This window comes from Streptomyces sp. YPW6 (assembly GCF_018866325.1).
In the GTDB taxonomy this organism is placed as follows: Bacteria; Actinomycetota; Actinomycetes; order Streptomycetales; family Streptomycetaceae; genus Streptomyces.
The window spans coordinates 1799492-1824163 of record NZ_CP076457.1; the positions used below are offsets into that span (position 1 = coordinate 1799492).

The window sequence follows — 24672 nt, forward strand, 5'->3', positions numbered from 1 at the left end:
ACGGGCGGGCGCGGGCGGCGGCCGGTGGCCTGCGCCGCCCGCGGCACGGGGCGAGGTCACGCCGGGGCAGCGAGCGGCGGGTGATCCAGTACGCGGGGCCGGTACTCGACCAGCTGCGTGCGGCCGTCGAAGGTGCGGTGCCCGATCATGTCGAGGGCGACGTCCGGATAGCCGTCGTAGATGCGTTCCGCGCCGGTGGCGCCGGTGATGACCGGGAACATCACGACCCGGAAGCGGTCGACGAGCCCGGCCCGCAGCAGGGACCGGGCCAGGCTGAGGCTCCCGATCGTGCTGAGGATCCCCAAGCCGTCCTCCTTCATCGCGCGGACCGCCTCGACGGCATCGTCACGGACGAGCGTGGCGTTCGCCCACGGCAGCGGCGCCTCCAGCGAGGAGGAGAACACCACCTTGGGGGCTCGCGTGAGCTGGTCGACGGAGTCCTCCTCCTCGGACCTGAAATCGTCCTGGCCGCTCGGGACCTCCCCGGCGGCGAAGCCGGACATCAGGCGGTAGGTCTTCGCTCCCATGAGGTACGTGACCTCGGGCTGTTCCCCGAGCCATGCCAGGTACTCCGGGCCCTCCAGGCCCCACCACCCGGGCCAGCCCTCTCCTGACGCACATCCGTCGAGCGAGGTGATGAAATCGACGAGAAGCTCCGACATGGCGGTGTCCTTTCCCTGAGCGTCATGGACCCCAGGTGTCATGCCCCGGGTGTCATCTATTGGGACCGGCGGCGGGCCCCGGACTCATCGGGCCCGCCCGGTTCCCCTGCGAACGACCGGGCCGGGCATCCAGCACCCCTACGCCCGCCGGGCCGCCACCGCCAGCCGCGTGTCCTCGGCGATCAGGTCGCCGTTGACCGCGCCCCCAGCCATGAGGCCCGCGGCGGCGGCGCCGATCACCTGCTCGGTGAGGCGGGTGACGTTGCCCGCCGCCCAGACCCCGGGGACCTCCGTCGCACCGGTCGGGTCGGCCGGGATGTACGAGCCGATCACCACCCCGCCCATCTCCTGCGGTACGGGCTTCAGCCCCAGGGACTCCAGGACCGCCGAGCGGGCGACGAACCGGGCCTGGACCACCAGGGCCTCGCGCGGGACCACCCGGCCGGACGCCAGCCGGACGCCGGTGAACCGGTCGTCCGCGATCTCCAGTCCCGCCACCTCGCCGTCCACGACCGCGACACCCCGGGCCGCCAGCTGCTCGTACTCCTCCTCCGTGGGCTCGGGACCCGTGTGCAGGAAGAGGGTCACGTCGTCGCTCCACTGCCGCCACATCAGCGCCTGGTGCACGGCGAGCGGGCCGGTGGCGAGCACCCCGATCGGGCGGTCGGCGACCTCACGGCCGTGGCAGTACGGGCAGTGCAGCACCTCCCGCCCCCACCGCTCCGCAAGGCCCGGCACGGACGGCAGCTCGTCGACGAGCCCCGTCGTCACCAGCAGCCGCCGCGCCTCGACGCTCCGGCCGTCCTCGGTCACCACCCGGAAGCCCTGGCCCCCGTCCCCGTCCCCGGGCAGCCGCTCGGCCGAGGCAACCCGGCCCTCGACGATCTCCGCCCCGTACCCCGCAGCCTCACCCCGGCCGATCGCCAGCAGCTCAGCGGGCGGGGTCGACTCGCGGCCCAGGTAGTTGTGGATGTGGGAGGCGGGGGCGTTGCGGGGCTCGCCCGCGTCGATCACCAGCACCGAGCGCCGGGCCCGCGCCAGGGTCAGCGCCCCGCTCAGGCCGGCCGCCCCGCCGCCCACGATCACCACGTCGTACCGCTGCTGCCTCATGTCGCTCCTCCTTCGTCACGCGGCATCGCCACCGCTCGTTGACGAGAGTGCGCCCGCACGGCCGAAACGACAAACAACCTTGCCGGAACAGCAACTCATACGATGCTGAACTCGCACCACACGATCTTGCCGGGGTTCCGCTCCGCCACGCCCCACTTGTCGGCCAGCGCCGCGACGAGCAGCAGCCCGCGCCCGCCCTCGTCGTCGGCTTCCGGCGGCCCGTCCGCCGCGCGCACGACACCGCCTCCGCTGTCGTGCAGCTCGGCACGGATGACGCCCTCGACCCGCTCCAGGTAGATGTGGAGCTTGAAGCCACGCCCCGGCGGCACTCCGTGGCGGAGCGCGTTGGTCGCCAGCTCGGTCACGCAGAGCAGCACATCGTCGGCCCGCTGCTCGCACTCCCACTCGACCAGCGCCCTGTGGGCGAACTTGCGTACGACGGGGATCGACCTGCGGTCACGGCAGTAGAAGGCGGCGCGGAAGTACGGGAGTTGGGTTGCCTCGTTCATGCTTCCACGCTCACACGGAGTTACTACGCTGGAGCAGAGCGGAGAGACGTACAAAAGCTTTTGTACGGGTTCTGACGGGTTGACAGCGGGGCCGGAACGGGGAGAGCCAGGTCATGCAACCGGGAAAGCAGAGCGGCATCAGGCGGGTCACTTCGTGGCAGTTGGTCGGGGCGCAATTGCGCCATCTCCGCAGAAACGCCGGGCTGACACAGGCCGTCCTCGCCGAGCAGGTGGGAGTGGGTGAGGACACGATCGCCTCGATCGAGCAGGGACGAAGGGCACTTCAGTTGGACCTGGCCATCCAGCTTGATGAACTGCTGGACACCAAGGGCGTCTTGCGGGTCGCGGTGGAGAGGATCCCGAGGAAGGAGCGCTATCAGGCGCTGGTCAAGGACTTCGTGCAGTACGAGCAGAGCGCGGCAAGCCTGCTCTGGTACGAGTCACAACTCGTACCAGGACTGCTCCAGACCGAGGCGTACGCGCGCTTCATCTTCGGCTGCAACTACCCGCCGCTCGAAGAGGACGAGATCGAGAAACGGGTGGCGGACCGTCTCGGCCGCCAGAAGCTCCTGGAGCGCAAGCCCCGGCCGATCCTCCACTTCATTCTGGAGGAGAGCATCCTGCACACCGAGTTGGGCGATCCCGACGTGATGCGGGAGCAGCTTCTCCATCTGCGGCGCTGCATGGATCTGCCGTTCGTCACCATTCAGATCATGCCCCGCAGCACCCCTCGGCACGCCGGGCTCTCGGGGCCTCTCATCCTGCTGGAGACGCCCGACCACGACGGACTCGCCTACGTCGACGGCCAGCTGCGCGGAGAGCTGTACGACGAACCCGCCGACGTCAGCGCGCTTATGCAGAGGTATGGGATGCTGCGTTCCCAGGCTCTCACCGTCGCGGAGAGCACCCGGCTACTGGACGCACTGCTTGACGCACTGCTTGGAGAGACATGTCCCGCGCCGCACACCCCGCCCCCGGTCCTACCGCCCTCCACTGGTTCAAGTCGAGCTACAGCAACGGTGACGGCGGCAACTGCATCGAAGTCGCCTACCACTGGCGCAAGTCCAGCTACAGCAACGGTGACGGCGGAGCCTGCGTCGAAATCGCCGCCCACCCCGCCGCCGTCCACATCCGCGACTCCAAAGTGACCGACGGCCCCGTCCTCACCGTCGAGCCCGCCGCCTGGAGCGCCTTCGTCCACGGCAGCTCAGCCGTCTGAAGTCTCCCCCTCCACAAGGGGACAGCCGCCCCGCCCTCCAGCCGGAAGCGGGGCGGTTCCCGTGTCAGCCGGCGGCCGACCGCTCCACCGGGATCCACAGCTCCGCTTCCGCCCGCTTCCCGTTCTCCGTCAGCCGCACCCGGAGGATCTCCGGGCCGGGCCGCGACACGTACGGGTTCGAGGGGAACCACTGCGTGAACACATCCCGCCAGAGGTACTGGAGGGCCTGCGGGAACGCGCCTTCGCTCTCGAAGACCGCCCATGTGCCGGCCGGTACGTCCAGGGCGTCCATGCCTTCCGGAGCCTCAGCGCCGGTCACCACCGCGTGGTAGTAGTCGAGTTCGGTGCCCTCCGCGCGGCTCGGGTCGAGCTGGTCGCTCACCCCGACGATGCCCGCCGGCTCCTGGTCCGAGAGGGCCGCGATGCGGTCCAGCTCCTCACGGCCGAGGCCCCGGATGAACTCCGCGATGGCCGGATTCGGTCCCTCGTGGACGAGCGGGACGCGGGCCTTCCTCCCGACCACCCGGAACGCGTCCTTCTCCACCAAGCTGTAGCGCATGGCGCTACTCCCTTCGACGACGAGTCGGAAGGTCAGCCGCTGCTGGGACCGCAGAGGCGCGCCCGTGCGCCGCGCCTCGCCGGGGCCGACGCCGTGGACGGCCCGGAACGCGCGGGCGAAGCCCTCCCCCGTTGCGTAGCCGTACCGCACCGCGACGTCCAGCAGCGGACGATCGCGGTCACCGAGCACCTCCGCTCCCGCGACGGTCATCCGGCGGCGGCGGATGTACTCCGACAGCGGGAGCCCCGCCAGCGCGGAGAACATCCGGCGGAAGTGGTACTCCGACGTCATCGCGATCCGGGCGAGGTCCGCAGCTTCGATGCGCTCACCGAGACGGCCCTCGATGTGCTCCATGGCGTCGTTCAGCCGTTCCAGCACACGCTGATTCCTTCCCTTGCCCGTTCACCGTAGAAAGGAACCACTCTGCCGGACCCGACCGATCCGCGCCCGGATCGGTCGGTCGGTCCCCGGGCTCGGGCAATGGCTCCGCCCGGGAGGGGAAGGCGCCCGGAAACGCCAACAGGGGCGGCCGTTCGGCCACCCCTGCGCTTCTTTCCGCGGGCTCAGCTGAGCTTGGCGTCCTCCACGGTGCTGGTGACGGTGCCCGCGGTGGAGGTGGTCGCCCCGGCCGCGCCCTCGACCAGCTTGCCGAGGTCGCCGACCTCGTCCAGCGCGCCCAGCGAAAGGGCCGGTTCGGCGGCGTGTGCGGTGTCCCCGCCGCCCGGGTGCGGGCTGATGGCGGCGATGACCGCTCCGGTGGCGAGGGTGACGGCGGCGAGTACGCTTCGCTTCTTCATGCCAGGTTCAACGGCCGGAACCCCGCAAAGGGCACGCCCCGATCGGCGATCACTGTCACGGACACGCACACGGACGCCGTCACACCCGGTACGCGGGCACGGTCACCGTCACCGCACGGCGGACACGTCGTCCGCGCGGCGCAGCTCTCCGGCCGCCAGTACGATCGCGGCAGTGGCCGCGCCCAGGAGGCCCGGCACCGCGAACATCATCCGGCGGCTGCTCGGCAGCAGGGCGAGGTACTCGTCCCTCGTCAGCTCGACCGCCCGGTCCGCGGTCACCGACGTGTCGTAGGCGACGTACCGGCCCTCGCGCACCTCCGCATCCTGCAGCCGCTCCCCCGCCCCCGCAACGGCCCCCATCACCATGACAGCCACGCTCGTCACCGCCAGGAGCCCGAGGCCCGCCTGCACCCGGCCCGGCAGGCAGCGGAACGCCTGCCACTGCGCGCTCCGGTCCGCGCCGGTCGCGAACTGGCGCACCAGGGCCGCCAGAAACAACAGGAAGGCCGGGATGATGACGACCACCATCGGCCAGGCCGGCTCGAACAGCGGCAGCACACCCCGGCCCGGCAGCCAGGTGAGCCCGGCCAGAGCCAGGGCGGCGGCGCTCAGCACGGCAGCCGCCCCGCCGTGCAGCGTGAAGCTCCATCTCATGGCCCGGAGCCTGGCACAGCACCCGCCGGCGGTCGCCCCCGCCCCCACCCCCACCTCGCCGTCGACGGCCGCCTTGACGCTGCCTAGTCTGTGCGCATGCTCGCCTTCGCCCCCGCGGCGCTCCTCTTCCTCGTCTTCTGCGTGAGCGTGCTGCACGACCGACGCAAGTTCAGCAACGCCGTCGTCCTGGGGCTCGCCGTGCTCTGCGCGCTGGCCGCCGCGCTGTACCGGCTGGTCAGCTCCAAGTCGCCCTCAGTCCCCTACGTCGTCGGGGCGTTGGTGGCCCTGGGGACGGTGGCCCTGCTCGTGCTGGTGTGCTTCCTCTTCCTCAACGGCGTACGCATGCTGCGCAAGGAGGGCCGGAGCCCGGCCCATCTCCTGTCGCTGCTGGCCGCGTTCGCCGTCCTCGGCGTGGTCGCCCTGCTGGTGGCGGCCGCCGTGCTGCAGACTCCGGTGCTGATCGGAGCGGCGACGGCCGCGGGCGGGCTGGCGGTCTACTTCTCGTTCCTGTTCCTGTGCTTCGTGTGCTACGCGTTCCTGTACGGGCGGCTCCAGGTGCGCCGGAAGGCCGACTTCGTGGTGGTGCTGGGCTCGGGGCTGGCCGGGGGGACCACCGTGCCGCCGCTGCTCGCGAGCCGCCTGAAGCGGGGGCGCGAGGTGCACGAGCGGATCTCCCGCCGCGGTGGTTCGCCCGTGCTGATCACCTCGGGCGGGCAGGGGCCCGACGAGGACCTGCCGGAGTCCCACGCCATGGCCGACCGCCTGGTGGCCGAGGGGTTCCCGGCCGATCTCGTCGAACGGGAGGACCGCTCGCGGAACACCGAGGAGAACCTGCGCTTCAGCAAGGAGATCATGGAGGCCGCCAAGCCCGGCTACCGGTGCGTCGTCGTCACGAACAACTACCACGCCTTCCGGGCCGCGCTCACCGCCCGGCGGGTCCGGATCCGGGGACAGGTGGTGGGTGCGCCGACCGCGGCGTACTTCTGGCCCAACGCGATGCTCCGTGAGTTCACCGCGATCCTCGTCGACTACCGGCGGAGCAACGCGGTGATGTGCCTGCTGATCGTTCTCGGCGGGGTGGCCGCCTGGTGGGCGAGTCGGGCATAGCTCCTCCCCGGCACCACCCGTTGCGCAAGTTTCATGCACAACTCCCCCACATATGAATAAGATCCGTCACGTGCGCCTCTCAGATGCGCACGATCGGTCAACTGACAAGGGGGGTCAGGTGTCCCGACACCTGTACAGCATCAGCAACGACCGCACGCGCCGCACCGGGCGTGCCGCAGGGGCGGCCGCGATCACGGTGGCCCTGGCCGCGGGGCTCTTCACCGCACTGCCGGCCACGGCGCACGCCGCGGAGGCCGCGGAGGTCCTGATACCCGCGCCCGACGCCTACGGCGAAGGACCGGAGAAGATCCTCTCGACCGGCAGGTACGGCGTCCTGCACCGCGAGGGCGGCGACTACCTCTGGACGAACTCGTACAACCGGCAGACCAAGGTCGTCACCGAGCTCGCCTCCGTACCGGAGAAGCTGATCGTGGCGGGCCACGACGAGCACAACCGGGCGACCTACACCCAGCAGCGCGCGGACGGCGGAACCGACGTCGTGCGGGTCGGCATCGAGGACCCGCGCTTCAGCGGCACCCTCACGGTGCCCGCCGGATATCTCAACCTCCGCTTCGCGGCCGGGTGGGTGGTGGCCACGGTCGACAAGGGCGACGGGACGTACGAGATGCGGGTGGCCCGGGGCGGGGCCGCCTCGCAGGACCCCGTGGTGAAACTGCCCGCGGGGGCCACCACGGGCGCCGAGCCGGAGGTGCTCGGCGGCCAGGGCAGCGAGATCCTCGTCGGCTACCGTCTCGCGGACGGCTCGCGGGGCTACGGCCTGGTGACCGCCTACGACGGCCGGCTGAAGCCGCTGCCGGTGACCGGGAACGCGAGCAGTTTCCGTCTCACCCAGACGACCGTGAGCTGGTTCTCGCGCGACGGCAGCGGCGGTCAGGGCGTCCGCGTCCTGCCGCGCAGCGCCACGGGCACGCCCCAGGTCGTCCCGCTGGACACCGGGTCCCCGGACAGCGAGGTCAGCTCGTTCGTGGTGCGGGACAACATCGTCTGGCACGAGGGCCTCGGCGGCCCGCTGCGGCTCACCCCCATCACCGGCGTGGACACCGAGCGCACGCTCCTGGACACGGTGGAGTTCGCCCAGCTCCGCGCGGAGGGCGACGGGGACGTCATGACGCTGGGCAAGGACGCCGACGGCAAGCGAGCCATCCACATGTTCAGCCAGGACGGCAGCGGTACGGTCTTCGACCTGGTGATGCGGGAGGTGCCGAAGGTCAAGACGGCGGACGGCGAGATCGGCGCGCTGAGCCTCGACCGGGGGCGGCTGCGGTACGTCAACTCGCTGACCGGCACGGACACGCTGCACGGCCAGGGTGTCGGAACCGGCCTCGACCCGGCGGAGGGCGCACGCCTCGCCGACTTCCCCGGCCTCGCGGCCGGTCGCTTCGCCGACGGTACGGACGAGGGGCTGGCCCGGCTGCTCACCGACCCCGGCACCGGCAAGGACACCCTGGTGACGGGCGACGACCCGGACCGGCCGTCCGAGGGCATGGCCCTGCCGGGCACGGACGGCCGTATCCTCGACGCCTCACCGGAGTTCGTGCTGTACCAGGCGGGCAACCGGCAGTACGTCATCGACACCACCCGCGACCTCGTCGTCCGCGACCAGCCGGTACAGGGCGCGGTGCTCGACGGGGACCGGCTGATCAAGTCGGCCCCGAACAAGCCCGGCAGGGTGAACGTGGTCGACCCGCGCTCCGGGCGGGCGACCGGGAGCCACGACCTCGGCGTCGACTGCGTGCCGAGCGAACTCCAGCACAGCGGCACCCTGGTGTACTGGAGCTGCGCTTCGCAGGACGCGGCGGGCGTGTACGACACGGCGACCCACCGCGACTACCCCGCCCCCGTCTCCGGGGTCCTGCTGGGCGACCGCTTCCTGGCCGCGCGCGAGGAGTCCGGTGCGCTGCGCCTCACCGCTCTGCGGTCCGACGGCTCCACCGGCGACCTCGGGACCGTGACCGGCCTGAAGTCCCCCGCGCAGGGCGACGGCCGCGGCACCACCTGGACGCTGGACCCGGCGGCGGGCAAGCTCGCCTGGGTGGGGACGGACGACACCGTTCACGTCACCGCCCCGCAGCAGGAGGTCTCCCCGCTGCGCGTCGCCCACTCCGCCGTCCCCGACAGCGCGGACGGCGCATGGCAGGCCGCCTGGTGGCTGTCCAAGCCCGCCGCTTCCTGGAAGGTGACGCTGGTGCGCCGCTCGACCGGTGAGACCGTCCGCACCTGGACGGGCGAGGACACGCGCGGCACGGTCCGGGTCGACTGGAACGGCACGTCCGACTCCGGAGGCGCGGTCCCGACGGGTGGCTACACCTGGCGGCTGACGGCGGCGCCGGCGGACGGTTCGGGCGCGGACGCCACGGCGTCGGGCACCCTGCGGGTCACGGCGGGCTGAGCACGTACGCCCGGCGGCCAGGGGTGCGGCACGTACCGCCGGTGACGGCGGGCCGAGCGCGTACGCCTCCGGTCACCACGGGCAGAGCGTCGGCGCCCCGGCCGTGATGGGGGCCGAACTCATGCGGTCCGGCCGCGCGCACCGGGTGTGCGTGGCCGGACCGTCCCGCCTCGGACCGTACGGTCACGGGCCGTCCACCCTCAGTCCGTACGGACACGGGCCGTCCACCCTCAGTCCGTACGGACACGGGCCGTCCACTCTCGGGCCGTACGGTCACGGGCCGTACGGCCCGGCCACGTGCGAGCCCCGGACCCCGGGTCCCGGCTGAGGGGATCCACCGGAACCCGGGGCGCTGAGGAAGACCGTGGCGCCGGGGCTGACGCGAGAAGCCGTGGCGTCGGGAGGCCGGAAGCCGCCCCGGCGCTCAGAAGCCGCCTCCGTCGAACCCGCCACCGAAGCCTCCGCCGTCGCCGAAGCCGCCTCCGCCGAAACCGGAGGAGTCGAAGTCGGAGCCGGAGAAGTCGCCGCCGCTCCAGTCGCCGCCCGCGCCGCCGCCGAAGTCACCGCCGCCGTACTCGGAGGCGTACGCCGGGGTGGCGAGCATCGAGCCGAGCATGGTGCCGACGAGGAGGCCGGGGAGCAGACCGCCGCCGAAGTAGCCGCCGGCCCAGGGGCCGTAGGCCGGGCCCGCTTCCCAGTACGGGCGGCGGTTGCCGTCGCCGACGTCGACCGTACGGCTCATGGGGTCCTCCCCCTGGCCGAGCCGGATCTCGTCCGCGCCGCAGACCGGGACCTCGCGGGCCGCGCCGCCGGACGGGGTCCAGAGCACGTCGGCGACCGAGGGGCCGTGGCGCGGGTCGAAGAAGCACGGCGGGCGGCGGGCCGGGATCGCCCCGCCGGTGCGGCGGGCCTCCAGGACCGCCAGGGAGTAGCGGCCGTCCTCCAGGGACTGGGTGACCCCGCGCACGTCCGAGGGGTGCGTGGCACGGTCCATTCCGTTCTTGGCGCTCTCGTAGGAGTCCAGGGCCCGTTCGTAGTCGGCGCGCATGGCGTCGTCCGCGCCCTTCTCGGCGGGGTGGAAGTCCAGGCGTTCCAGGGTCTCGCCGTACGCGGTGATGTCCTCGTCGACGACGACCCGGAGCTTTTCGAGGGCGACGCGCTCCTCTTCCTCCGTGCGGCGCTTGTTGCGGCGGGAGATCGCGTACGCGCCGGCGCCGCCCGCCGCGACGAGTGCGCCGAGCGTGATCAGGCCGCCGACCGGGGTCCCGGGGCCGTCCGCCGCACCTCCGCCGCCGGACCAGGAGGCGGGGGCGGTGCCGCGGGCCTGTTCGACGGCGCGGTCGACGAAGGCGTTGAGCTGGGCGTCGGCGTTGCCGGCGGTGGTGGGGTTCTCCACGGCGGCGGTGAGGTTCGCGACCGCCCGGACCGGCATGACCTGCGGGTCCGCGCCTGCGTCGAAGCCGTCGCCGAGCCGGACCGCGTAGACGCCGGTGATGCCGGTGTCGCTGCGCAGGGTCGGGAGGAGGCCTTCCTCCGGGAAGGCGGAGGTGTCGGGCAGGACGGCGACGAAGACCGGCTTGTCGGCGTCCGTGATCTTGTTCTCCAGGGCCTTCTCGTCCGCGACGGAGAGCTGGTCGCGGGCGCCCGGGTCCACGTACACCGGGTCGTCGCGCAGGGCCTGGGCCGCGTCCTGGAGGGTGGCGGCCGGAGCCGCCGACGCGGGAGAGGTCAGGGTGAGAGCCGCCGCTGCGAGGATGAGCAGCAGGCCCGCCAACAGCGAGGGGAAGAGCCTTTTCCTCATACTTAACGCTACTCCAGACGGGCGACGAACGCCGTCGCCCGTCCGGAGAGCGGGGAGCCTACGCGGCTCGGTACGCCGTGCGGAGCTTGGCGACCGCGCCCGTCAGGTCCCCCGTGAGCAGCAGGTGGTCCGCCTCCGCGAAGGGCTTGGCGACCGCCTGGCCGAACGTTCCGCCGATCTTCTGCTGGACGAGCAGCCGGGCCCGGTCCACGATCGCCCTGCCCGCCGGGGTCTTCCCCAGCTTCGCCTTCTCGGCGACCCGGGCGGCGACGGCGAGGGCCGTGAGGGTCAGCTCGCCGCCGGCCGGGGGCTTCTTCAGGGTGGTCAGGCCCCAGCCGTAGGGGAACTGCGGGTCGTAGGCCGCGTCCCCGACGTTGATCGGCAGCTGGTCCTCGGACTTCGGCCAGGTGACCGGGAGCTGTCCGGTGAAGGCGCGCTTGCCGTAGAGCACGTCGGCCACGCCGTCGCCCTCGGAGCCCGGCAGCCAGGAGGCCACCAGGGCGTCCATGTCCCCGAGCCGGTCGCCGATGAGCTGCGGGCGGCCGGAGACGATGAGGACGGCGCACTTCATGGCCGCGCAGACCGTGTCCACGGCCGCCTTGTCGGCCGCCGTCAGCTCCAGGTCGTGGCCGTTGCCGACGTCCCCGATGCCCTCGGCGTACGGGGTCTCGCCGACGACCACCACACCGACGTCGTAGCCGTCCGTGGCGGCCGAGGCGTCCTTCGAGTACGTCACGGAGTCCGGGTTCTTCGCCGCCTTCCTCATTCCCTCCAGGATCGTCGTGCCCGGGGTGATGCCGCCGGAGGAGCCCTGCCAGCTGATCGTCCAGCCGCCGGCCTGGTTGCCGATGTCGTCGGCGTTGGACCCGGCGACGTACACCTTCTGGTCCGGCTTGAGGGGCAGGACCGCCCCGTCATTCTTCAGCAGGACCTGGGACTTCGCGACCGCCTCACGGGCCACCGCGCGGTGTCCGGCCGAGCCGACCTCACCGAGGTGGGTGGTGTCCGCGTACGGCTTCTCGAAGAGGCCCAGGCGGAACTTCTGGGTGAGGATGCGGGCGACCGCGTCGTCGATACGGGCCTCGCTGATCCGGCCCGCCGTCACCTCGTCCTTGAGCGTCCTGGTGAAGTCCTGGTACGCGGTCGGGACCATGATCATGTCGAGTCCGGCGTTGACGGACGTGCGGACGTCGCTCGGGTAGTCGCCGGGGATCTGGTCGATGGCCTGCCAGTCGCTGATGACGAAGCCCTCGAAGCCCATCCGGTCCTTGAGGACGCCGTTGATCATCTCGGCGTTGGCGTGCATCTTCACCGGGCCCCGGCCGTCGCCCAGGATGTCCAGGGAGGAGTACGAGGGCATGATCGTGCCGACACCCCGCTTCACCGACTCCGCGAACGGCGACAGGTGCACCGCCTCCAGCTCCTCGCGGGTGACCTTGGTGATGCCCTGGTCGGTCGTGTACGAGCCGGTGGTGGAGGAGCCGTACCCGGTGCCGCCGTCGCCGACGAAGTGCTTGGCGCTGCCGAGGACCTTGTCGTTGCGGTGCAGGTCCTTGCCGGACGGGCTGCCCTGCATGCCCTTGATGACCGTCTCCATGGCCTCGACGAGGGCCGGGTCCTCGCCGAACGCCTCGTACGAACGGCCCCAGCGTTCGTCGCGGGTGACGCAGACGCAGGGGGCGAAGTCCCACGGGACGCCGGTGGCGCGGACCTCCTTGGCGGTGATCGCACCGGTCCTCTCGGCGCTCTTCGGGTCGCGGCCGGCGCCGATGCCGATGTTGTGCGGCATGATCGTCGCGCCGACGACGTTGTTGTGGCCGTGCACCGCGTCCACGCCGTAGATCAGCGGGATCTGGAAGCGGGTGGCCTGGGCGCGCAACTGGTAGGCGTCGACCATCCTGGCCCAGGCGGCGGCCGTGTTCGGGGTGGGGACCGAGCCGCCGCCGGAGAGCAGCGAGCCGAGGTCGTAGGCGGCGATGTCACCGGGGGTGCGGAGCGCGTTGCGCTCGGCCTGGGTCATCTGGCCGGCCTTCTCGGCGAGCGAGAGACGTCCCAGCAGGTCCGCGACCCGCTGCTTCACCGGCAGCCCGGCGTTCTGGTACGGCAGTCCGTGGGCGTCGATGACGACCTGCGGGTTCTCCCGGGGGGCCTTCGCGCCGGTGACGGTCAGCTCCAGGGGGATCGTCTTCGCCTCGGCGGGCTCCGTCGCCTTCGCCGTGCGGACGGTGACCTTGTGGCTCGTCCCGGACGCGGTGCCGGCCGGGAAGGTGTGGCTGCCGGTGACCGGGGTGTAGTCCTCGCCCGGCTCGGCCGTGCCGCCCTCGGTGGCGTACGTGATGGTGACGGGCTCCTCGGTGGGGACGGAGCCGGTGGTGGCGACGGAGAGCGTCAGCTCCGCGCTCGCCCCGTTCTGCACCGGGCGTACGGCCGTGTCGGTGACCACGCTCGCGGTGAGCGCCGGGTCCGCCTTGCCGTACAGCTCGACGGCGTCCAGGGCGAACGCGCCGGGTGCGCCGCCGGGCAGGGTGAGGGCGTAGCCCCACATCTCATTGAGGCCGAGGACCTGGTCGATGCCGCCGACGGGCTGGTAGTCGGCCCGGTAGACGAAGTCCGCGAAGGGGATCTCGACGAGGTGCCAGCCCTCCCAGTCGTCGGTGAAGGACGTGGTCCAGAGCTCGGACGCACCGCCGTTGGCGCCGCCGTCCTTGATCTCGAAGTTGACGCGCTTGCCCGAACCGGGCGGCAGGGGTGCGGTGTTCTGGCCGTACCACCAGAAGCGGATGCCTCGGTGGGCGGTCCAGTCCTGCGGCGGGGTGTCCACGGCGAACTCGTGGCTGAACCCGCCGTAGGCGCTGATGTCGTAGGAGCCTTCGAGGACCTGCTCGCCCTCGGGGGCGTCCGCGCGTCTCGCCAGCTTCAGCTGCGGATGGTCGTCCGCGTCGCCGCCCCAGGTGAAGATGGCGTCGGCCGGCGGGGTGTTGCCGAGCGGCACCTCGCCCTCGAAGCGGTCGATGAGGACGGGGGCGGGTTCGTCGGCGGCGGCCGCGGGGCCGGTGGCCGACCCGGCGAGCAGGGTGGCCAGGACGGCAGCGGCGGCGAAGGCGGCCGTCGCGGGTCTGCTTCTGCCCTTGCGGGGGCGGGTGTACGGAATGCGGGACATGTCTGGGAGCGCTCTCTTTCGGGGTCGAGGGGGCGTGACGCCGTTACGGATCGGGGGGCTTGGTGCGCTACGCGGTGGCGTCGCGGGTGAGGCGGATCGTGTCGCGGTACCACTTGGCGCTGTCCTTGAGCGTGCGGGTCTGGGTGGCGTAGTCGACGCGGACGATGCCGAACCGCTTGCCGTAGCCGTACGCCCACTCGAAGTTGTCCAGCAGCGACCAGGCGAAGTAGCCCCGGACGTCGGCCCCGCGGGCACGGGCGGCGGCGACGGCGTCGATGTGGTCGGCGAGGTAGGCCGTGCGGTCGGCGTCGGGGACGGAGCCGTCGGGGGCGACCGTGTCGTCGAAGGCCGCGCCGTTCTCCGTGACGACGGTCGGCAGCCCGTAGTCGCGCTCCAGCCGCACCAGCAGGTCGGTGAGTTCGGCGGGGGTGATCTCCCAGTCCATCGCGGTGCGCGGCAGATCGCGTTCCACGGCCCGGACGACCGGCAGGCCCTCGGCGTCGACCGGGGAGCCGTCCTCGGTGACGCCGGAGAACTGCATGCCCCGGTAGAAGTTGACGCCGAGCACGTCGAGCGGGGTGGCGATGGCGGCCAGGTCGCCGTCCCTGACCGGGAGTTCGATGTGCTGGGCGGCCAGGTCCGCGACGACGTCCTCGGGGTAGCGGCCGTGCACGAGGGGGTCGAGGTAGAGCCGGGCGCCCAGTCCGTCGGCGCGGCGGCACGCCTCGCGGTCGGCCGCGCTGCCGGTCTCGGGGGTGGCGGTGCCGAGGTTGAGGGTGATGCCGAGCTCCAGCGGGTTGTCCCCGGCCGCCTCGCGGAGCGCGCGGGCGGCGAGGCCGTGGCCCAGGAGCAGGTGGTGGACGGCGGCCATGGCGTCGCCCGGGTCGCGGCGGCCGGGGGCGTGCAGCCCGTGGGCGTAGCCGAGCATCGCCGAGCACCAGGGCTCGTTCAGCGTGGTCCAGTGCTCGACCCGGTCGCCGAGTGCCTCGTAGGTGAGGGCGGCGTACTCCGCGAAGCGCAGGGCGGTGTCGCGTGCGGGCCAGCCGCCCGCGTCCTCCAGCTCCTGCGGCAGGTCCCAGTGGTAGAGGGTGATCCACGGGGTGACGCCGCGCCCCCGGAGCTCGTCGATCAGCCGCTTGTAGAAGTCGAGGCCCTTGTCGTTGGCGGGGCCCCGGCCGCCCGGCTGGATGCGCGGCCAGGCGAGCGAGAAGCGGTAGGTGTCGACGCCGAGGCCCGCGATCAGCTCCACGTCCTCGGGCATCCGGTGGTAGTGGTCGCAGGCCACGTCGCCGTGCTCGCCGCCCTCCACCGCCCCGGGCACCCGGCAGAAGGTGTCCCAGATGGACGGGGTGCGGCCGTCCTCGGCGGCGGCCCCCTCGATCTGGTACGAGGAGGTGGCGACGCCCCAGCGGAAGCCGGCCGGGAGTCCGTGTACCGGGGCCGGACGAAGAGGGCGCTGCGGGGTGGTGGCGAGGTTCATCGGTCTCCGTCCGTGGGAGGGGAGGGGCCTGGTCAGGCGTGCAGGTGGCAGGCGACCGCGCGGCCGGGCCCGTCGGCGGGCGGGGCGAGCGGGGGGATCTGCCCGGCGCACGGCGCGAAGGCCTTGCCGCAGCGCGGGTGGAACGCGCAGCCGGGCGGCATCGCGGAGAGGTGCGGCGGGGAGCCGGGGATGCCGGTCAGTTCGCGGCGGGGACCGTGGAGCGCGGGGAAGGAGTGGAGGAGCCCGTCGCTGTACGGGTGGCGGGGGTCGCGGTAGATCTCCGCCGCGCCCGCCTGCTCCACGATGCGGCCCCCGTACATGATCGCGATCCGGTCCGAGAATTCGATCAGGAGGGAGATGTCGTGGGTGATGAACACGACCGAGAAGTGCAGCTCTTCCCTCAACTGGACCAGTCGTCGCAGGATCTGGCGCTGCATCACCACGTCGAGCGCGGTGGTCGGCTCGTCCATGACGACGATCTCGGGCTCCAGGGCGAGCGCCATGGCGATCATCACGCGTTGGCGCATCCCGCCGGAGAGCTGGTGCGGGTAGGCGGCGAGCCGGTCGGTGGAGATACCGACGAGTCCCAGCAACTCCTCTGCCCGCTGAGTGCGTTGGCGTCTTCTGAGCTCGGGGCGGTGGGCGGCGAGGACGTCGGTGAGCTGGCTGTGGACGGTGTGCACGGGGTTGAGGGAGTTCATCGCCCCCTGGAAGACGATGGACAGCTCCTGCCAGCGGAAGGCGCGCAGTTGCCGCGGGGTGAGGGAGAGGAGGTCGACGCGGTCGCCGCCGGGGCGGTGGTAGTGGACCTCTCCCCCGGTGATGACGCCGGGCGGGGACAGCAGCCGGGTCACGGCGTAGGCGAGTGTCGACTTGCCCGAGCCCGACTCCCCGGCCAGGCCGAGGACTTCGCCCCGGTTCAGGGTGAGGTCGATGTCGCGCAGGGCGTGGACGGCGCCCGCGTCGGTGCCGTAGTCGACGTTGAGTCCGCTGATGGTCAGGACCGGCTCGGCGCTCATGTGCGCGGCTCCTTGCTGCTGTACTGCCCGGGGTGGCCCGTGCCGGGCGCCTTGCGTGCCACGGGGGTGAAGCCGACGCGCATCCTCACCTTCCGGGAGGAGCCGGTGGCGGTGCGCAGGCGGGGGTTGACGAACTCGTCGATGCCGAAGTTGATGAGGGCGAGCGCGGTGCCCAGCAGGGCGATGCACAGGCCGGCCGGGACGAACCACCACCAGGCGCCCTGGGCCAGGGCCTGGTTGGACTGGGCCCAGAAGAGGACGGTGCCCCAGTTCCAGTGGGAGATGTCGGCGACGCCGATGAAGGCGAGGGTGATCTCGGTGAGGACGGCGAAGATGACCGTGCCGACGAAGCCGGAGGCGATGACGGCGGTGAGGTTCGGCAGGATCTCGAAGAGGATGATGCGCGGGGTCGACTCGCCGGTGGCTCGGGCGGCCTCCACGTAGTCGCGGCGGCGCAGCGACAGGGTCTGGGCGCGCAGGATCCGCGATCCCCAGGCCCAGGAGGTCAGGGCGATGGCGACGGCGATGACGAGGTCGCCGGTGTCGGGGACGAAGCTGGCGACGATGATGATCAGCGGGAGACCGGGCAGCACCAGGAAGATGTTGGAGAGGGCGGAGAGGATCTCGTCGACGGCCCCGCCGAGGAACCCGGCGCTGACCCCGATCAGGACGGACAGGGCGGTGGCGATGGCGGCGGCCAACAGTCCGACGACGAGGACCCCGCGGGTGCCGACCAGGATCTGCGAGAAGACGTCCTGCCCGGTGTGCGTGGTGCCGAACCAGTGCTCCCCGGAGGGCGGTTGGAGCAGCTGGTCGCTCATCGCGTCGGGGTCGTAGGGGGCGAGCCAGGGGCCCGCCACGGCCAGCACGACGAAGAACGCCAGGATGATCAGGCCGGTGCGGGTCTTGCCGCCGCGCAGGAAGCGGAGCCGGGCCCGGCGGGTGGGGGCCGTGGGCGGGGGCGCACCGTCGGGCACGGAGGCGTCGGGGGCTGCGGACATGCCCGGCGCCTCCTTCCGGGTACGGGGGCGGGCGGCGCGGACGCGGGTGCCGGACACGGGGTCACGCCTCCTTCCGGGTACGGGGGTCGAGGGCCGCGTAGACGAGGTCGGCGAGGAGGTTCGCGGCGAGGACGGAGAGCGTGATGATGAGGAAGACGCCCTGCATCAGGGGGTAGTCCTTGGCGCCGACCGCCTGGAGCAGCTGGAAGCCGATGCCCGGGTAGGTGAAGACCATCTCGACGAGCAGGGTGCCGCCGACGATGAAGCCGAGGGAGAGGGCGAAGCCGGAGATGTTGGGGAGGACCGCGTTGCGGGCGGCGTAGCCGAACATCACGCGCCGCTCGGACAGGCCCTTGGCCTGGGCGACCGTCACGTAGTCCTCGGAGGAGACGGTGACCATCATGTTCCGCATGCCGAGGATCCAGCCGGCGACCGCGCTGAGGACGATCGTCACGCCGGGCAGGACCGCGTGGTAGAGCGCGCTGGAGATGAACGGCCAGTCGAAGGCCGGGACGAGCGCGTTGTCGTACCCGCCGGAGTTGGGGAACAGCGGCCACTTCTCGGCGAACACGGCGATGGCGACGAGGCCAAGCCAGAAGTACGGGATGGAGGAGATGAAGGTGGTGACCGGCAGCAGCCCGTCCAGCCAGGAGCCGCGCTTCCAGCCGCTGTAGACGCCGATGCCGGTACCGAGGACGAAGCTGATGAGGGTGGTCGTGCCGACGAGGGCCAGGGTCCAGGGCAGGGACTGGCCGATGACCTCGCTGACCGGGGTGGGGAAGAAGGTGAAGGAGAGGCCGAGGTCGCCGTCGAGGAGGTGGGCCCAGTAGTCGGTGTACTGCTGCCACATCGACTGCTGCTCGTCGAGACCGAAGAGGGCCTTGAGCGAGTCGATGGCCTGGGTGTCGAGCTGCCCCTGGTAGCGGGCGAGCAGGGCCTGGACGGGGTCGCCGGGCATGAGCCGGGGGATGAGGAAGTTGATGGTGATCGCGGCCCACGCGGTGACGGCGTAGAAGGCGAGGCGCTGGAGCAGGTAGGTCACCGGGTGGCCTCCTTCGCGGCCGGGTGGCTCCCGGTCGGAGGGCCCGCGGCCGTCGCGGCGGTGGCTCCCGGGGCGCCCGCTCCCCCGTCCTCGTACAGCCAGCAGGCCGCCCACTGGCCCTCGGGCAGGTCGAAGCGGGGCGGCGGTTGGGTGCGGCAGCGCTCCATGGCCCGGTGGCAGCGGGGGTGGAACCGGCAGCCGGCGGGCGGGGTGATCAGGGAGGGCGGTTCGCCGGTGCCGGTCTCCTCCTGTTCCTCGTCGGCGGCGGTCCGGTCCGGGTCGGGCGCGGAGGCGATCAGGAGCTGGGTATAGGGGTGGGCGGGGTGCTGGGTGACGCGCTCGCTGCCACCGCCCTCGACGATCCGGCCCGCGTACATGACGAGGGTGGTGTCGGCGAAGTAGCGGGCGGAGGCGATGTCGTGGGTGATGTAGAGGACGGCCAGGTGGAGGCGTTCCTTGAGGTCGCGCAGGAGGTTGAGGACGCCGAGCCGGATCGACACGTCGAGCATCGAGACGGGTTCGTCGGCGAGGAGGACCTGCGGGTCGGCGCCGAGTGCCCGGGCGATGGCGACGCGCTGGCGCTGCCCGCCCGACAGCTCATGCGGGAACGTGTCCAGGAACTGCTGCGGCGGGGTCAGCTGGACCCGCTCCAGCAGGGCGGCGAGGCGCTCCTCCAGTTCCCGCTCCCCGCTGCCCGCCCGGCCGTGGATCTTCAGGGCGCGGGTGAGGTGGTAGCGCACGGTGTGCACCGGGTTCAGCGAGGCGAACGGGTCCTGGAAGATCAGCTGGACCCGGCGCACGTAACGGCGGAAGGACCGGCCGCGCCCGGCCACCACGGGTTCGCCGCCCAGCCGTATCTCCCCCGAGGTGAGCGGATGGAGCTGGGCCAGCAGGCGGGCGACGGTGGACTTGCCCGAGCCGGACTCCCCCACCAGCGCCGTGACGGTGCCGCGTCTCAGCCGGAGCGAGACGTCGTCGACGGCGTGGACGCTGCGGCGCTCGCGGGCGAACAGGTCGCGGGCGGTGCGGCGCAGGGGAAAGTGTTTGGTGACTCCGCGCGCTTCCAGCACCACGTCGGCGCCGGTGGGCGCGGGCTCGGCGCCGGTCCGCTGGGGTGCCGTGCCGGTGGGCGCGGGCTCGGTGCCGGTCCGCTGCGGTGCCGTGCCGGTGGGCGCGGGCTCGGTGTCGGTCCCCGGGGGCTCGGTGTCGGTCCGCTGGGGTGCCGTGCCGGTGGGCGCGGGCTCGCTCTGGTCGCTGGTCATGGCCGGTTTCCCGTCTTCTTCCCGTCCGGTCCTTCCCCGTGCCTACTTGGTGGCGGGCTTGAGGTTGAGCACGATCTCCAGGGCGGTCCGCTGGGTGTGCTGCGGCGGGGCGTAGGGGTTGGCCTCGGAGGGCCAGCCGATCCAGTTCTTCGTGGAGAACTCGGCCCCGATGGGCGCGGCGGCCGTCGGGATCATGGGGGCCTGCTCGACGAAGATCTTCTGGAGGGTGTTGAGGGCCTCGGTGCGGGCGGCGTCGGTGGTGGCGCCCGCGTACTCCTTGAGCGCGGCGGTCGCCTCGGCGTTCTTGAAGCGGCCGAAGTTGCCCGCCTGGGAGCTCGTGCCGATGGGCTGGGCGATCGCCCCGTCCATGATGTTCTGGTACATGTCGTAGGGGGTGGCGCCGCTGTTGGTCCAGTGCAGGGTGGCGTCGAAGTTGCCGTTGGCCACGTCGGTGCCCCATGCCTCGGCGGTCTGGGTCTTGACCTTGGCCTCGATGCCGATCTCCTTGATGTTGTCCTTGATGATCGCGAGCCCGGTGATGTAGTCGTTCCATCCGGCCGGGTCGGTGAGGGTGAGCGTCACCGGCTTGCCGCCGGGGTCCTTGAGCACGCCGCCGCTGAGCTCGAACCCGGCGTCGGCGAGCACCTTCTTGGCGCCGGCGACATCGGGCTTGGTGGTGGCGTTCTCGTACTCGGGGGCGAGGAAGGGCTCACCGGCGGGGAGCGGGATGCCGGTGGGGTTGGTGATCTCCGGGTAGAGCGTGGCCTGCGCCTGGACGTGGATGGCCTTGCGGTCGACGACCATCGCCATGGCCCGGCGCAGGCCCGGGTTGTCGAAGGGCTTGCGGGTGGTGTTGAACCACAGTCCGTGGACGCCGAGGCCGGAGGGGAACCAGAGCTGGTGGTTCTTGGGGTCCTTGTCGATGAACAGCTGCTTGTGGTTCGGCATGAAGACGAAGGACCACTCCATCTTGCCAGTGGCCAGCGCGGTGGTGGCGGCGCTGTTGTCGTTGTAGGCGGTGTAGCGCAGCTCCTTGACCTTGGTCTCGCCGTTCCAGTAGGTGGGCGTGGCGGTCAGGGTGGTGGTCTGCGGGGTGAACGTCTTGAGCTTGTACGGTCCGGAGCCGACCGGGTTGCGGTTGGGCCAGGTCTCCGGGTCGTCGACCTTCTCCCAGATGTGCTTGGGCACGACGAAGGTCTGGATGATCTTGTTCTGGTTGACGAACTGGCTCTCCTCGAAGGTCAGCACGACCTGCTTGCCCTGGACGGCGACCCCGTCGAAGGGCACCCCGTCGCCGTTGAGGGCCGGGTGCTTCTTCAGCAGGTTGAAGGTGAACGCCACGTCGGCGGCGGTCAGGGGCTTGCCGTCGGCCCACGTGGCCCGCTCGTCCAGGGTGAAGGTGACCTTGGTGAAGTTGTCCTCCCAGGCCCACTCGGTGGCGAGCCAGGGGTCCGCCTTCTCGGTGGGTCTGATCATGTTCGTCATCGCCAGCGGCTCGTAGATCATGTGGCGGTAGCCGAGGACCGCTCCGGCCGAGGTCGTCAGGAACGGGTTGCTGTTGTTCGTCTGCGGCCCGTCCGGCTTGCCGAGCGTCAGCACACCGGCGGCCCTGCCGCCCTTGTCAGCACCGGAGTTGGCGTTCGAGCAACCGGCGGCGAGCGCGACCACGACGGTGGCTGCGGCGACCGCCCTGAGGGTGGTGCGACGGCGTACGGACATGGCGACTCCAGGAAGGGGGCTGCCGGGTCCAGGGGATCCCGGCGGGCGGAAGGTGCGAGGGCGGGCGGGGGCGCGGCCGGGTGGCCGGGTCCGTCACGGCGCCGAGTGGCGCACGACCAGTTCGGTGGGCAGCACGGCCGGCCCGTCGGGTGCGGGCGTGCCGGCGAGGTGGGAGAGCAGCATGCGGGCCGCCGCCTCGCCCATGCGGCGGGTGGGCTGGCGCACGGTGGTCAGCGGTGGTTCGGTGTGTTCGGCCATCGGGATGTCGTCGAAGCCGACGACGGCGATGTCGTCCGGGACCCGGCGTCCGGCGGCGCGCAGGGCGCGGAGCACGCCCGCCGCGCTGATGTCGTTGTGCGCGAAGACGGAGTCGAACGTGACGTCCCGGGCGAGGAGTTCCTCGACGGCGAGCCGGCCGCCGCGTTCGGTGAAGTCCCCCTCGACGACCAGGCCGGTGGGCAGGACCGAACAGAATCCCGCGGTCCGCTCCCGTACGCAGCCGAAGTGCCGGGGGCCGGTCAGGATCAGGGGCCGGGTGCGGCCGGCGGCGCGCAGGTGGCGGGCCGCAGACGCGCCTCCCTCGTGGTTGGTGGTCACGACGGAGGGGAACTCGGGGTGGTGGCCGCGGTCGTCGATGAGCACGATCGGCAGGCCGTCGCGGTGCAGTTCGGTGAGGTGGCCGAGGGTGTTCTCGGGTTCCACGACGACGAGCCCGTCGAAGGCGCGCGCGGACACCTGGCTGGTGAAGCGCTGGACGGACTCGGCCCCGCGGTTGCAGGTGAAGAGCAGCAGCCCGTAGTCGGCGGCCTCGACGGTGTCGACGACGCCTTGCAGCAGCTCGCCCATCCACGGCCAGGTGAGCGAGGGCACCAGCATGCCGACCGTACGGCTGGAGCCGCGGGCGAGACCGACGGCGCCGGAGCTGGGTACGTAGCCGAGCTGTGCGATCACTTCACGAACACGGGCGGCCGTGGTGCGGTCCACCTCGCCCTTGGTGTTGATGACGCGGGACACGGTCGTCTTGCTCACGCCGGCCTCGCGGGCGACATCGGCGATGGTGACGCGCATCCGGTCCTCCAGGGGCGGGCGGGGCGGAAGAGGGCAGGCGGGGGTAGGGCGCGGACAGGCCGGGGGAGGTGCTTCGGTACCGGTTCCGGAACCGGTACCGGCGTTGCGGCGTGAGTTAACCGCGCCGACACAGGACCGTCAATACTTCACGTCGAGATTGGGCACGTCCCATCTGTCGGGCGAGCAGGCCGGGTTGTGCGTTCACCTCTTGAACGATCCGGAACGCGAAGGAGCCGCCGCCCGGCGAGGGGGCGGCGGCTCGGTGACGACGGGATCGCGGCGGGCTACTCGGCGGGCTCGACGCCCGCGCGCAGCAGTCCGTAGGTGTACGCGTCCTCCAGGGCCTGCCAGGAGGCGGCGATGACGTTCTCGGCGACCCCCACGGTCGCCCAGTCGCCGGCCCCGTCGCCTGTGGTGATGAGGACGCGGGTGGTGGACTCGGTGCCGGTACGGCCCTCCAGGATGCGGACCTTGTAGTCGATCAGCTCCAGCTTGGCGAGCTGCGGGTAGATCCGTTCCAGGGCGACGCGCAGCGCCCGGTCCAGGGCGTTGACCGGGCCGTTCCCCTCGGCGGTCGCGACGATCCGCTCCCCCTTGGCCCAGAGCTTCACGGTCGCCTCGTTGGCGTGGGTGCCGTCCGGGCGGTCCTCGACGATCGCCCGCCAGGACTCGGTGCGGAAGTAGCGGCGGGCCCGGCCCTCGACCTCGCCGCGCAGCAGGAGTTCGAAGGAGGCGTCGGCGGCCTCGTAGGTGTAGCCCTGGAGCTCGCGCTCCTTCACCCGCTCCACGACCCGGCCGACCAGGGCGCGGTCGTCGCCGAGGTCGACGCCGAGCTCCTTGCCCTTCAGCTCGATCGAGGCGCGGCCCGCCATGTCGGAGACCAGCATCCGCATGGTGTTGCCGACCTTTTCGGGGTCGATGTGCTGGTACAGGTCCGGGTCGACCTTGATCGCGGAGGCGTGCAGCCCGGCCTTGTGGGCGAAGGCCGAGACTCCCACGTACGGCTGGTGGGTGGAGGGGGTGAGGTTGACGACCTCGGCGATGGCGTGCGAGATCCGGGTCATCTCGGCGAGCGCGCCCTCGGGCAGCACCTTCATGCCGTACTTGAGTTCCAGGGCGGCGACGACGGGGAAGAGGTTGGCGTTGCCGACCCGTTCGCCGTAGCCGTTGGCCGTGCACTGGACGTGGGTGGCGCCCGCGTCGACGGCGGCCAGGGTGTTGGCCACGGCACAGCCGGTGTCGTCCTGGGCGTGGATGCCGAGCCGGGCGCCGGTGTCGGCGATGACGGTGGCGACGACGGCCTGGACCTGCGCGGGGAGCATGCCGCCGTTGGTGTCGCAGAGGATGACGACCTCGGCGCCGGCCTCGTGGGCGGTGCGGACCACGGACTTGGCGTACTCGGCGTCGGCCCGGTACCCGTCGAAGAAGTGCTCGCAGTCCACGAAGACCCGGCGGCCCTGGTCGCGCAGGTGGGAGACGGTGTCCCGGACCATCTCCAGGTTCTCCTCCAGGGTGGTGCGCAGGGCCAGCTCCACATGGCGGTCGTGGGACTTGGCCACCAGGGTGATCACCGGGGCGCCGGAGTTCAGGAGCGCCTTGACCTGCGGGTCGTCGGCCGCGCTGCCACCGGCCCTGCGGGTCGCGCCGAACGCCACCAGCTGGGCGTTCTCGAAGGCGATCTCCTTCTGGGCACGGGCGAAGAACTCCGTGTCGCGGGGGTTGGCCCCCGGCCAGCCGCCCTCGATGTACCCCACACCGAAGGTGTCCAGATGACGGGCGATGGTCAGCTTGTCGGCGACCGTCAGGTTGATGCCCTCACGCTGAGCACCGTCGCGCAGTGTGGTGTCGAAGACATGGAAACTGTCGTCGGTGGCGTTGGCCTTGGTGGTCATGCTGATCTGGCTCCTGTCGGATGAGTGGACCGGACGATCTGGTTCCACTTGCCTCATCATCCCGCGCGCGCCGCCCCGGCCCGGGTGCGGGCCGGAAAACAAAAAACCCCTCGCGGGTGCGAGAGGTCTGCGCGCGGGTCCGAGGCACGGTGGCCGCGCCGTACGGGGTGGTACGGGGCGGTCACTGCGGACCGGCGCGCC

Annotated in this window: 19 protein-coding genes and 1 pseudogene; 4 read left to right on the forward strand and 16 right to left on the reverse strand. The window is 71.8% G+C overall.

Features of this window, described 5'->3' with window-relative positions; genetic code table 11:
* Window positions 1–56 precede the first annotated feature (56 nt).
* The 3 genes from KME66_RS07835 to KME66_RS07845 form a co-directional block, all read right to left on the reverse strand.
* Complete coding sequence (locus tag KME66_RS07835; RefSeq protein WP_216320459.1) at window positions 57–662, reverse strand: dihydrofolate reductase family protein; 606 nt, start codon at window positions 660–662, stop codon at window positions 57–59.
* A gap of 138 nt (window positions 663–800) precedes the next feature.
* Complete coding sequence (locus KME66_RS07840) at window positions 801–1772, reverse strand: NAD(P)/FAD-dependent oxidoreductase (RefSeq protein WP_216320462.1); 972 nt, start codon at window positions 1770–1772, stop codon at window positions 801–803.
* 95 nt (window positions 1773–1867) lie between these two features.
* Window positions 1868–2281, reverse strand: a complete 414-nt coding sequence (locus tag KME66_RS07845; protein ID WP_073214029.1) for an ATP-binding protein — start codon at window positions 2279–2281, stop codon at window positions 1868–1870.
* Window positions 2282–2394: 113 nt separating this feature from the next.
* Here KME66_RS07845 and KME66_RS07850 point away from each other — a divergent pair.
* Window positions 2395–3189, forward strand: a pseudogene (locus KME66_RS07850) (Scr1 family TA system antitoxin-like transcriptional regulator); the annotation flags it as partial.
* Window positions 3190–3230: 41 nt separating this feature from the next.
* The gene (locus KME66_RS33845; protein ID WP_253208256.1) at window positions 3231–3500 is read left to right on the forward strand and encodes a DUF397 domain-containing protein; all 270 of its coding nucleotides are present in this window, start codon (window positions 3231–3233) and stop codon (window positions 3498–3500) included.
* A 64-nt stretch (window positions 3501–3564) separates the two neighbouring features.
* Here KME66_RS33845 and KME66_RS07855 read toward each other — a convergent pair whose 3' ends face one another.
* From KME66_RS07855 to KME66_RS07865, 3 genes are all read right to left on the reverse strand, one after another.
* Entirely contained in the window at window positions 3565–4437 is an 873-nt protein-coding gene (locus tag KME66_RS07855; RefSeq protein ID WP_216320477.1) for an AraC family transcriptional regulator, read from the reverse strand.
* Window positions 4438–4622: 185 nt separating this feature from the next.
* On the reverse strand, window positions 4623–4856 hold the full coding sequence (locus KME66_RS07860; RefSeq protein WP_073214041.1) for a hypothetical protein: 234 nt from the start codon (window positions 4854–4856) through the stop codon (window positions 4623–4625).
* A 108-nt stretch (window positions 4857–4964) separates the two neighbouring features.
* Complete coding sequence (locus KME66_RS07865) at window positions 4965–5510, reverse strand: hypothetical protein (protein WP_216320479.1); 546 nt, start codon at window positions 5508–5510, stop codon at window positions 4965–4967.
* A gap of 96 nt (window positions 5511–5606) precedes the next feature.
* On the opposite strand from KME66_RS07865, the gene KME66_RS07870 reads away from it, so the two are divergent.
* Both KME66_RS07870 and KME66_RS07875 read left to right on the forward strand, forming a co-directional pair.
* Window positions 5607–6617, forward strand: coding sequence for a YdcF family protein (locus KME66_RS07870; RefSeq protein ID WP_216320481.1), 1011 nt, complete (start codon window positions 5607–5609; stop codon window positions 6615–6617).
* Window positions 6618–6735: 118 nt separating this feature from the next.
* A complete protein-coding gene (locus KME66_RS07875; protein ID WP_216320483.1) occupies window positions 6736–9027 on the forward strand; it encodes a FlgD immunoglobulin-like domain containing protein in 2292 nt (763 codons plus the stop codon).
* Window positions 9028–9451: 424 nt separating this feature from the next.
* On the opposite strand, the gene KME66_RS07880 is transcribed toward KME66_RS07875, so the two are convergent.
* The 10 genes from KME66_RS07880 to cimA all read right to left on the reverse strand — a co-directional run bounded on the left by KME66_RS07880 (window position 9452) and on the right by cimA (window position 24471).
* Entirely contained in the window at window positions 9452–10828 is a 1377-nt protein-coding gene (locus KME66_RS07880) for a hypothetical protein (protein ID WP_216320485.1), read from the reverse strand.
* Between the two features lie 58 nt (window positions 10829–10886).
* Complete coding sequence (locus KME66_RS07885; protein WP_216320500.1) at window positions 10887–13988, reverse strand: glycoside hydrolase family 3 N-terminal domain-containing protein; 3102 nt, start codon at window positions 13986–13988, stop codon at window positions 10887–10889.
* A gap of 67 nt (window positions 13989–14055) precedes the next feature.
* Window positions 14056–15468 (reverse strand): GH1 family beta-glucosidase, encoded by a 1413-nt coding sequence (locus KME66_RS07890; protein WP_216320509.1) that lies wholly within the window; start codon window positions 15466–15468, stop codon window positions 14056–14058.
* A gap of 32 nt (window positions 15469–15500) precedes the next feature.
* Entirely contained in the window at window positions 15501–16487 is a 987-nt protein-coding gene (locus tag KME66_RS07895) for an ABC transporter ATP-binding protein (protein WP_216320511.1), read from the reverse strand.
* On the reverse strand, window positions 16484–17488 hold the full coding sequence (locus KME66_RS07900) for an ABC transporter permease (RefSeq protein WP_216329145.1): 1005 nt from the start codon (window positions 17486–17488) through the stop codon (window positions 16484–16486). The genes KME66_RS07895 and KME66_RS07900 overlap by 4 nt, the downstream gene beginning before the upstream one ends.
* A gap of 61 nt (window positions 17489–17549) precedes the next feature.
* Window positions 17550–18530: an ABC transporter permease gene (locus KME66_RS07905; protein ID WP_073214059.1), complete on the reverse strand. Its 981-nt coding sequence runs from the start codon at window positions 18528–18530 to the stop codon at window positions 17550–17552.
* Window positions 18527–19603 carry an ABC transporter ATP-binding protein gene (locus KME66_RS07910; RefSeq protein WP_216329147.1) on the reverse strand — a complete coding sequence of 359 codons (1077 nt, stop codon included), beginning with the start codon at window positions 19601–19603 and terminating at the stop codon, window positions 18527–18529. Before KME66_RS07910 ends, KME66_RS07905 begins: the two co-directional genes overlap by 4 nt.
* A gap of 231 nt (window positions 19604–19834) precedes the next feature.
* Window positions 19835–21511: an ABC transporter substrate-binding protein gene (locus KME66_RS07920; RefSeq protein WP_216320513.1), complete on the reverse strand. Its 1677-nt coding sequence runs from the start codon at window positions 21509–21511 to the stop codon at window positions 19835–19837.
* A 93-nt stretch (window positions 21512–21604) separates the two neighbouring features.
* Complete coding sequence (locus KME66_RS07925; RefSeq protein WP_073214064.1) at window positions 21605–22579, reverse strand: LacI family DNA-binding transcriptional regulator; 975 nt, start codon at window positions 22577–22579, stop codon at window positions 21605–21607.
* Window positions 22580–22863: 284 nt separating this feature from the next.
* The gene (gene cimA, locus KME66_RS07930) at window positions 22864–24471 is read right to left on the reverse strand and encodes a citramalate synthase (protein WP_073214067.1); all 1608 of its coding nucleotides are present in this window, start codon (window positions 24469–24471) and stop codon (window positions 22864–22866) included.
* Between the last annotated feature and the right edge of the window lie 201 nt (window positions 24472–24672).

Bases quoted from the DNA above. Each gene is read 5' to 3' on its own strand.
- KME66_RS07835 (WP_216320459.1), bottom strand. From the start codon at position 662: ATGTCGGAGCTTCTCGTCGATTTCATCACCTCGCTCGACGGATGTGCG.
- KME66_RS07840 (WP_216320462.1), bottom strand. From the start codon at position 1,772: ATGAGGCAGCAGCGGTACGACGTGGTGATCGTGGGCGGCGGGGCGGCC.
- KME66_RS07845 (WP_073214029.1), bottom strand. From the start codon at position 2,281: ATGAACGAGGCAACCCAACTCCCGTACTTCCGCGCCGCCTTCTACTGC.
- KME66_RS33845 (WP_253208256.1), top strand. From the start codon at position 3,231: ATGTCCCGCGCCGCACACCCCGCCCCCGGTCCTACCGCCCTCCACTGG.
- KME66_RS07860 (WP_073214041.1), bottom strand. From the start codon at position 4,856: ATGAAGAAGCGAAGCGTACTCGCCGCCGTCACCCTCGCCACCGGAGCG.
- KME66_RS07865 (WP_216320479.1), bottom strand. From the start codon at position 5,510: ATGAGATGGAGCTTCACGCTGCACGGCGGGGCGGCTGCCGTGCTGAGC.
- KME66_RS07870 (WP_216320481.1), top strand. From the start codon at position 5,607: ATGCTCGCCTTCGCCCCCGCGGCGCTCCTCTTCCTCGTCTTCTGCGTG.
- KME66_RS07880 (WP_216320485.1), bottom strand. From the start codon at position 10,828: ATGAGGAAAAGGCTCTTCCCCTCGCTGTTGGCGGGCCTGCTGCTCATC.
- KME66_RS07885 (WP_216320500.1), bottom strand. From the start codon at position 13,988: ATGTCCCGCATTCCGTACACCCGCCCCCGCAAGGGCAGAAGCAGACCC.
- KME66_RS07890 (WP_216320509.1), bottom strand. From the start codon at position 15,468: ATGAACCTCGCCACCACCCCGCAGCGCCCTCTTCGTCCGGCCCCGGTA.
- KME66_RS07895 (WP_216320511.1), bottom strand. From the start codon at position 16,487: ATGAGCGCCGAGCCGGTCCTGACCATCAGCGGACTCAACGTCGACTAC.
- KME66_RS07900 (WP_216329145.1), bottom strand. From the start codon at position 17,488: ATGTCCGCAGCCCCCGACGCCTCCGTGCCCGACGGTGCGCCCCCGCCC.
- KME66_RS07920 (WP_216320513.1), bottom strand. From the start codon at position 21,511: ATGTCCGTACGCCGTCGCACCACCCTCAGGGCGGTCGCCGCAGCCACC.
- KME66_RS07925 (WP_073214064.1), bottom strand. From the start codon at position 22,579: ATGCGCGTCACCATCGCCGATGTCGCCCGCGAGGCCGGCGTGAGCAAG.
- cimA (WP_073214067.1), bottom strand. From the start codon at position 24,471: ATGACCACCAAGGCCAACGCCACCGACGACAGTTTCCATGTCTTCGAC.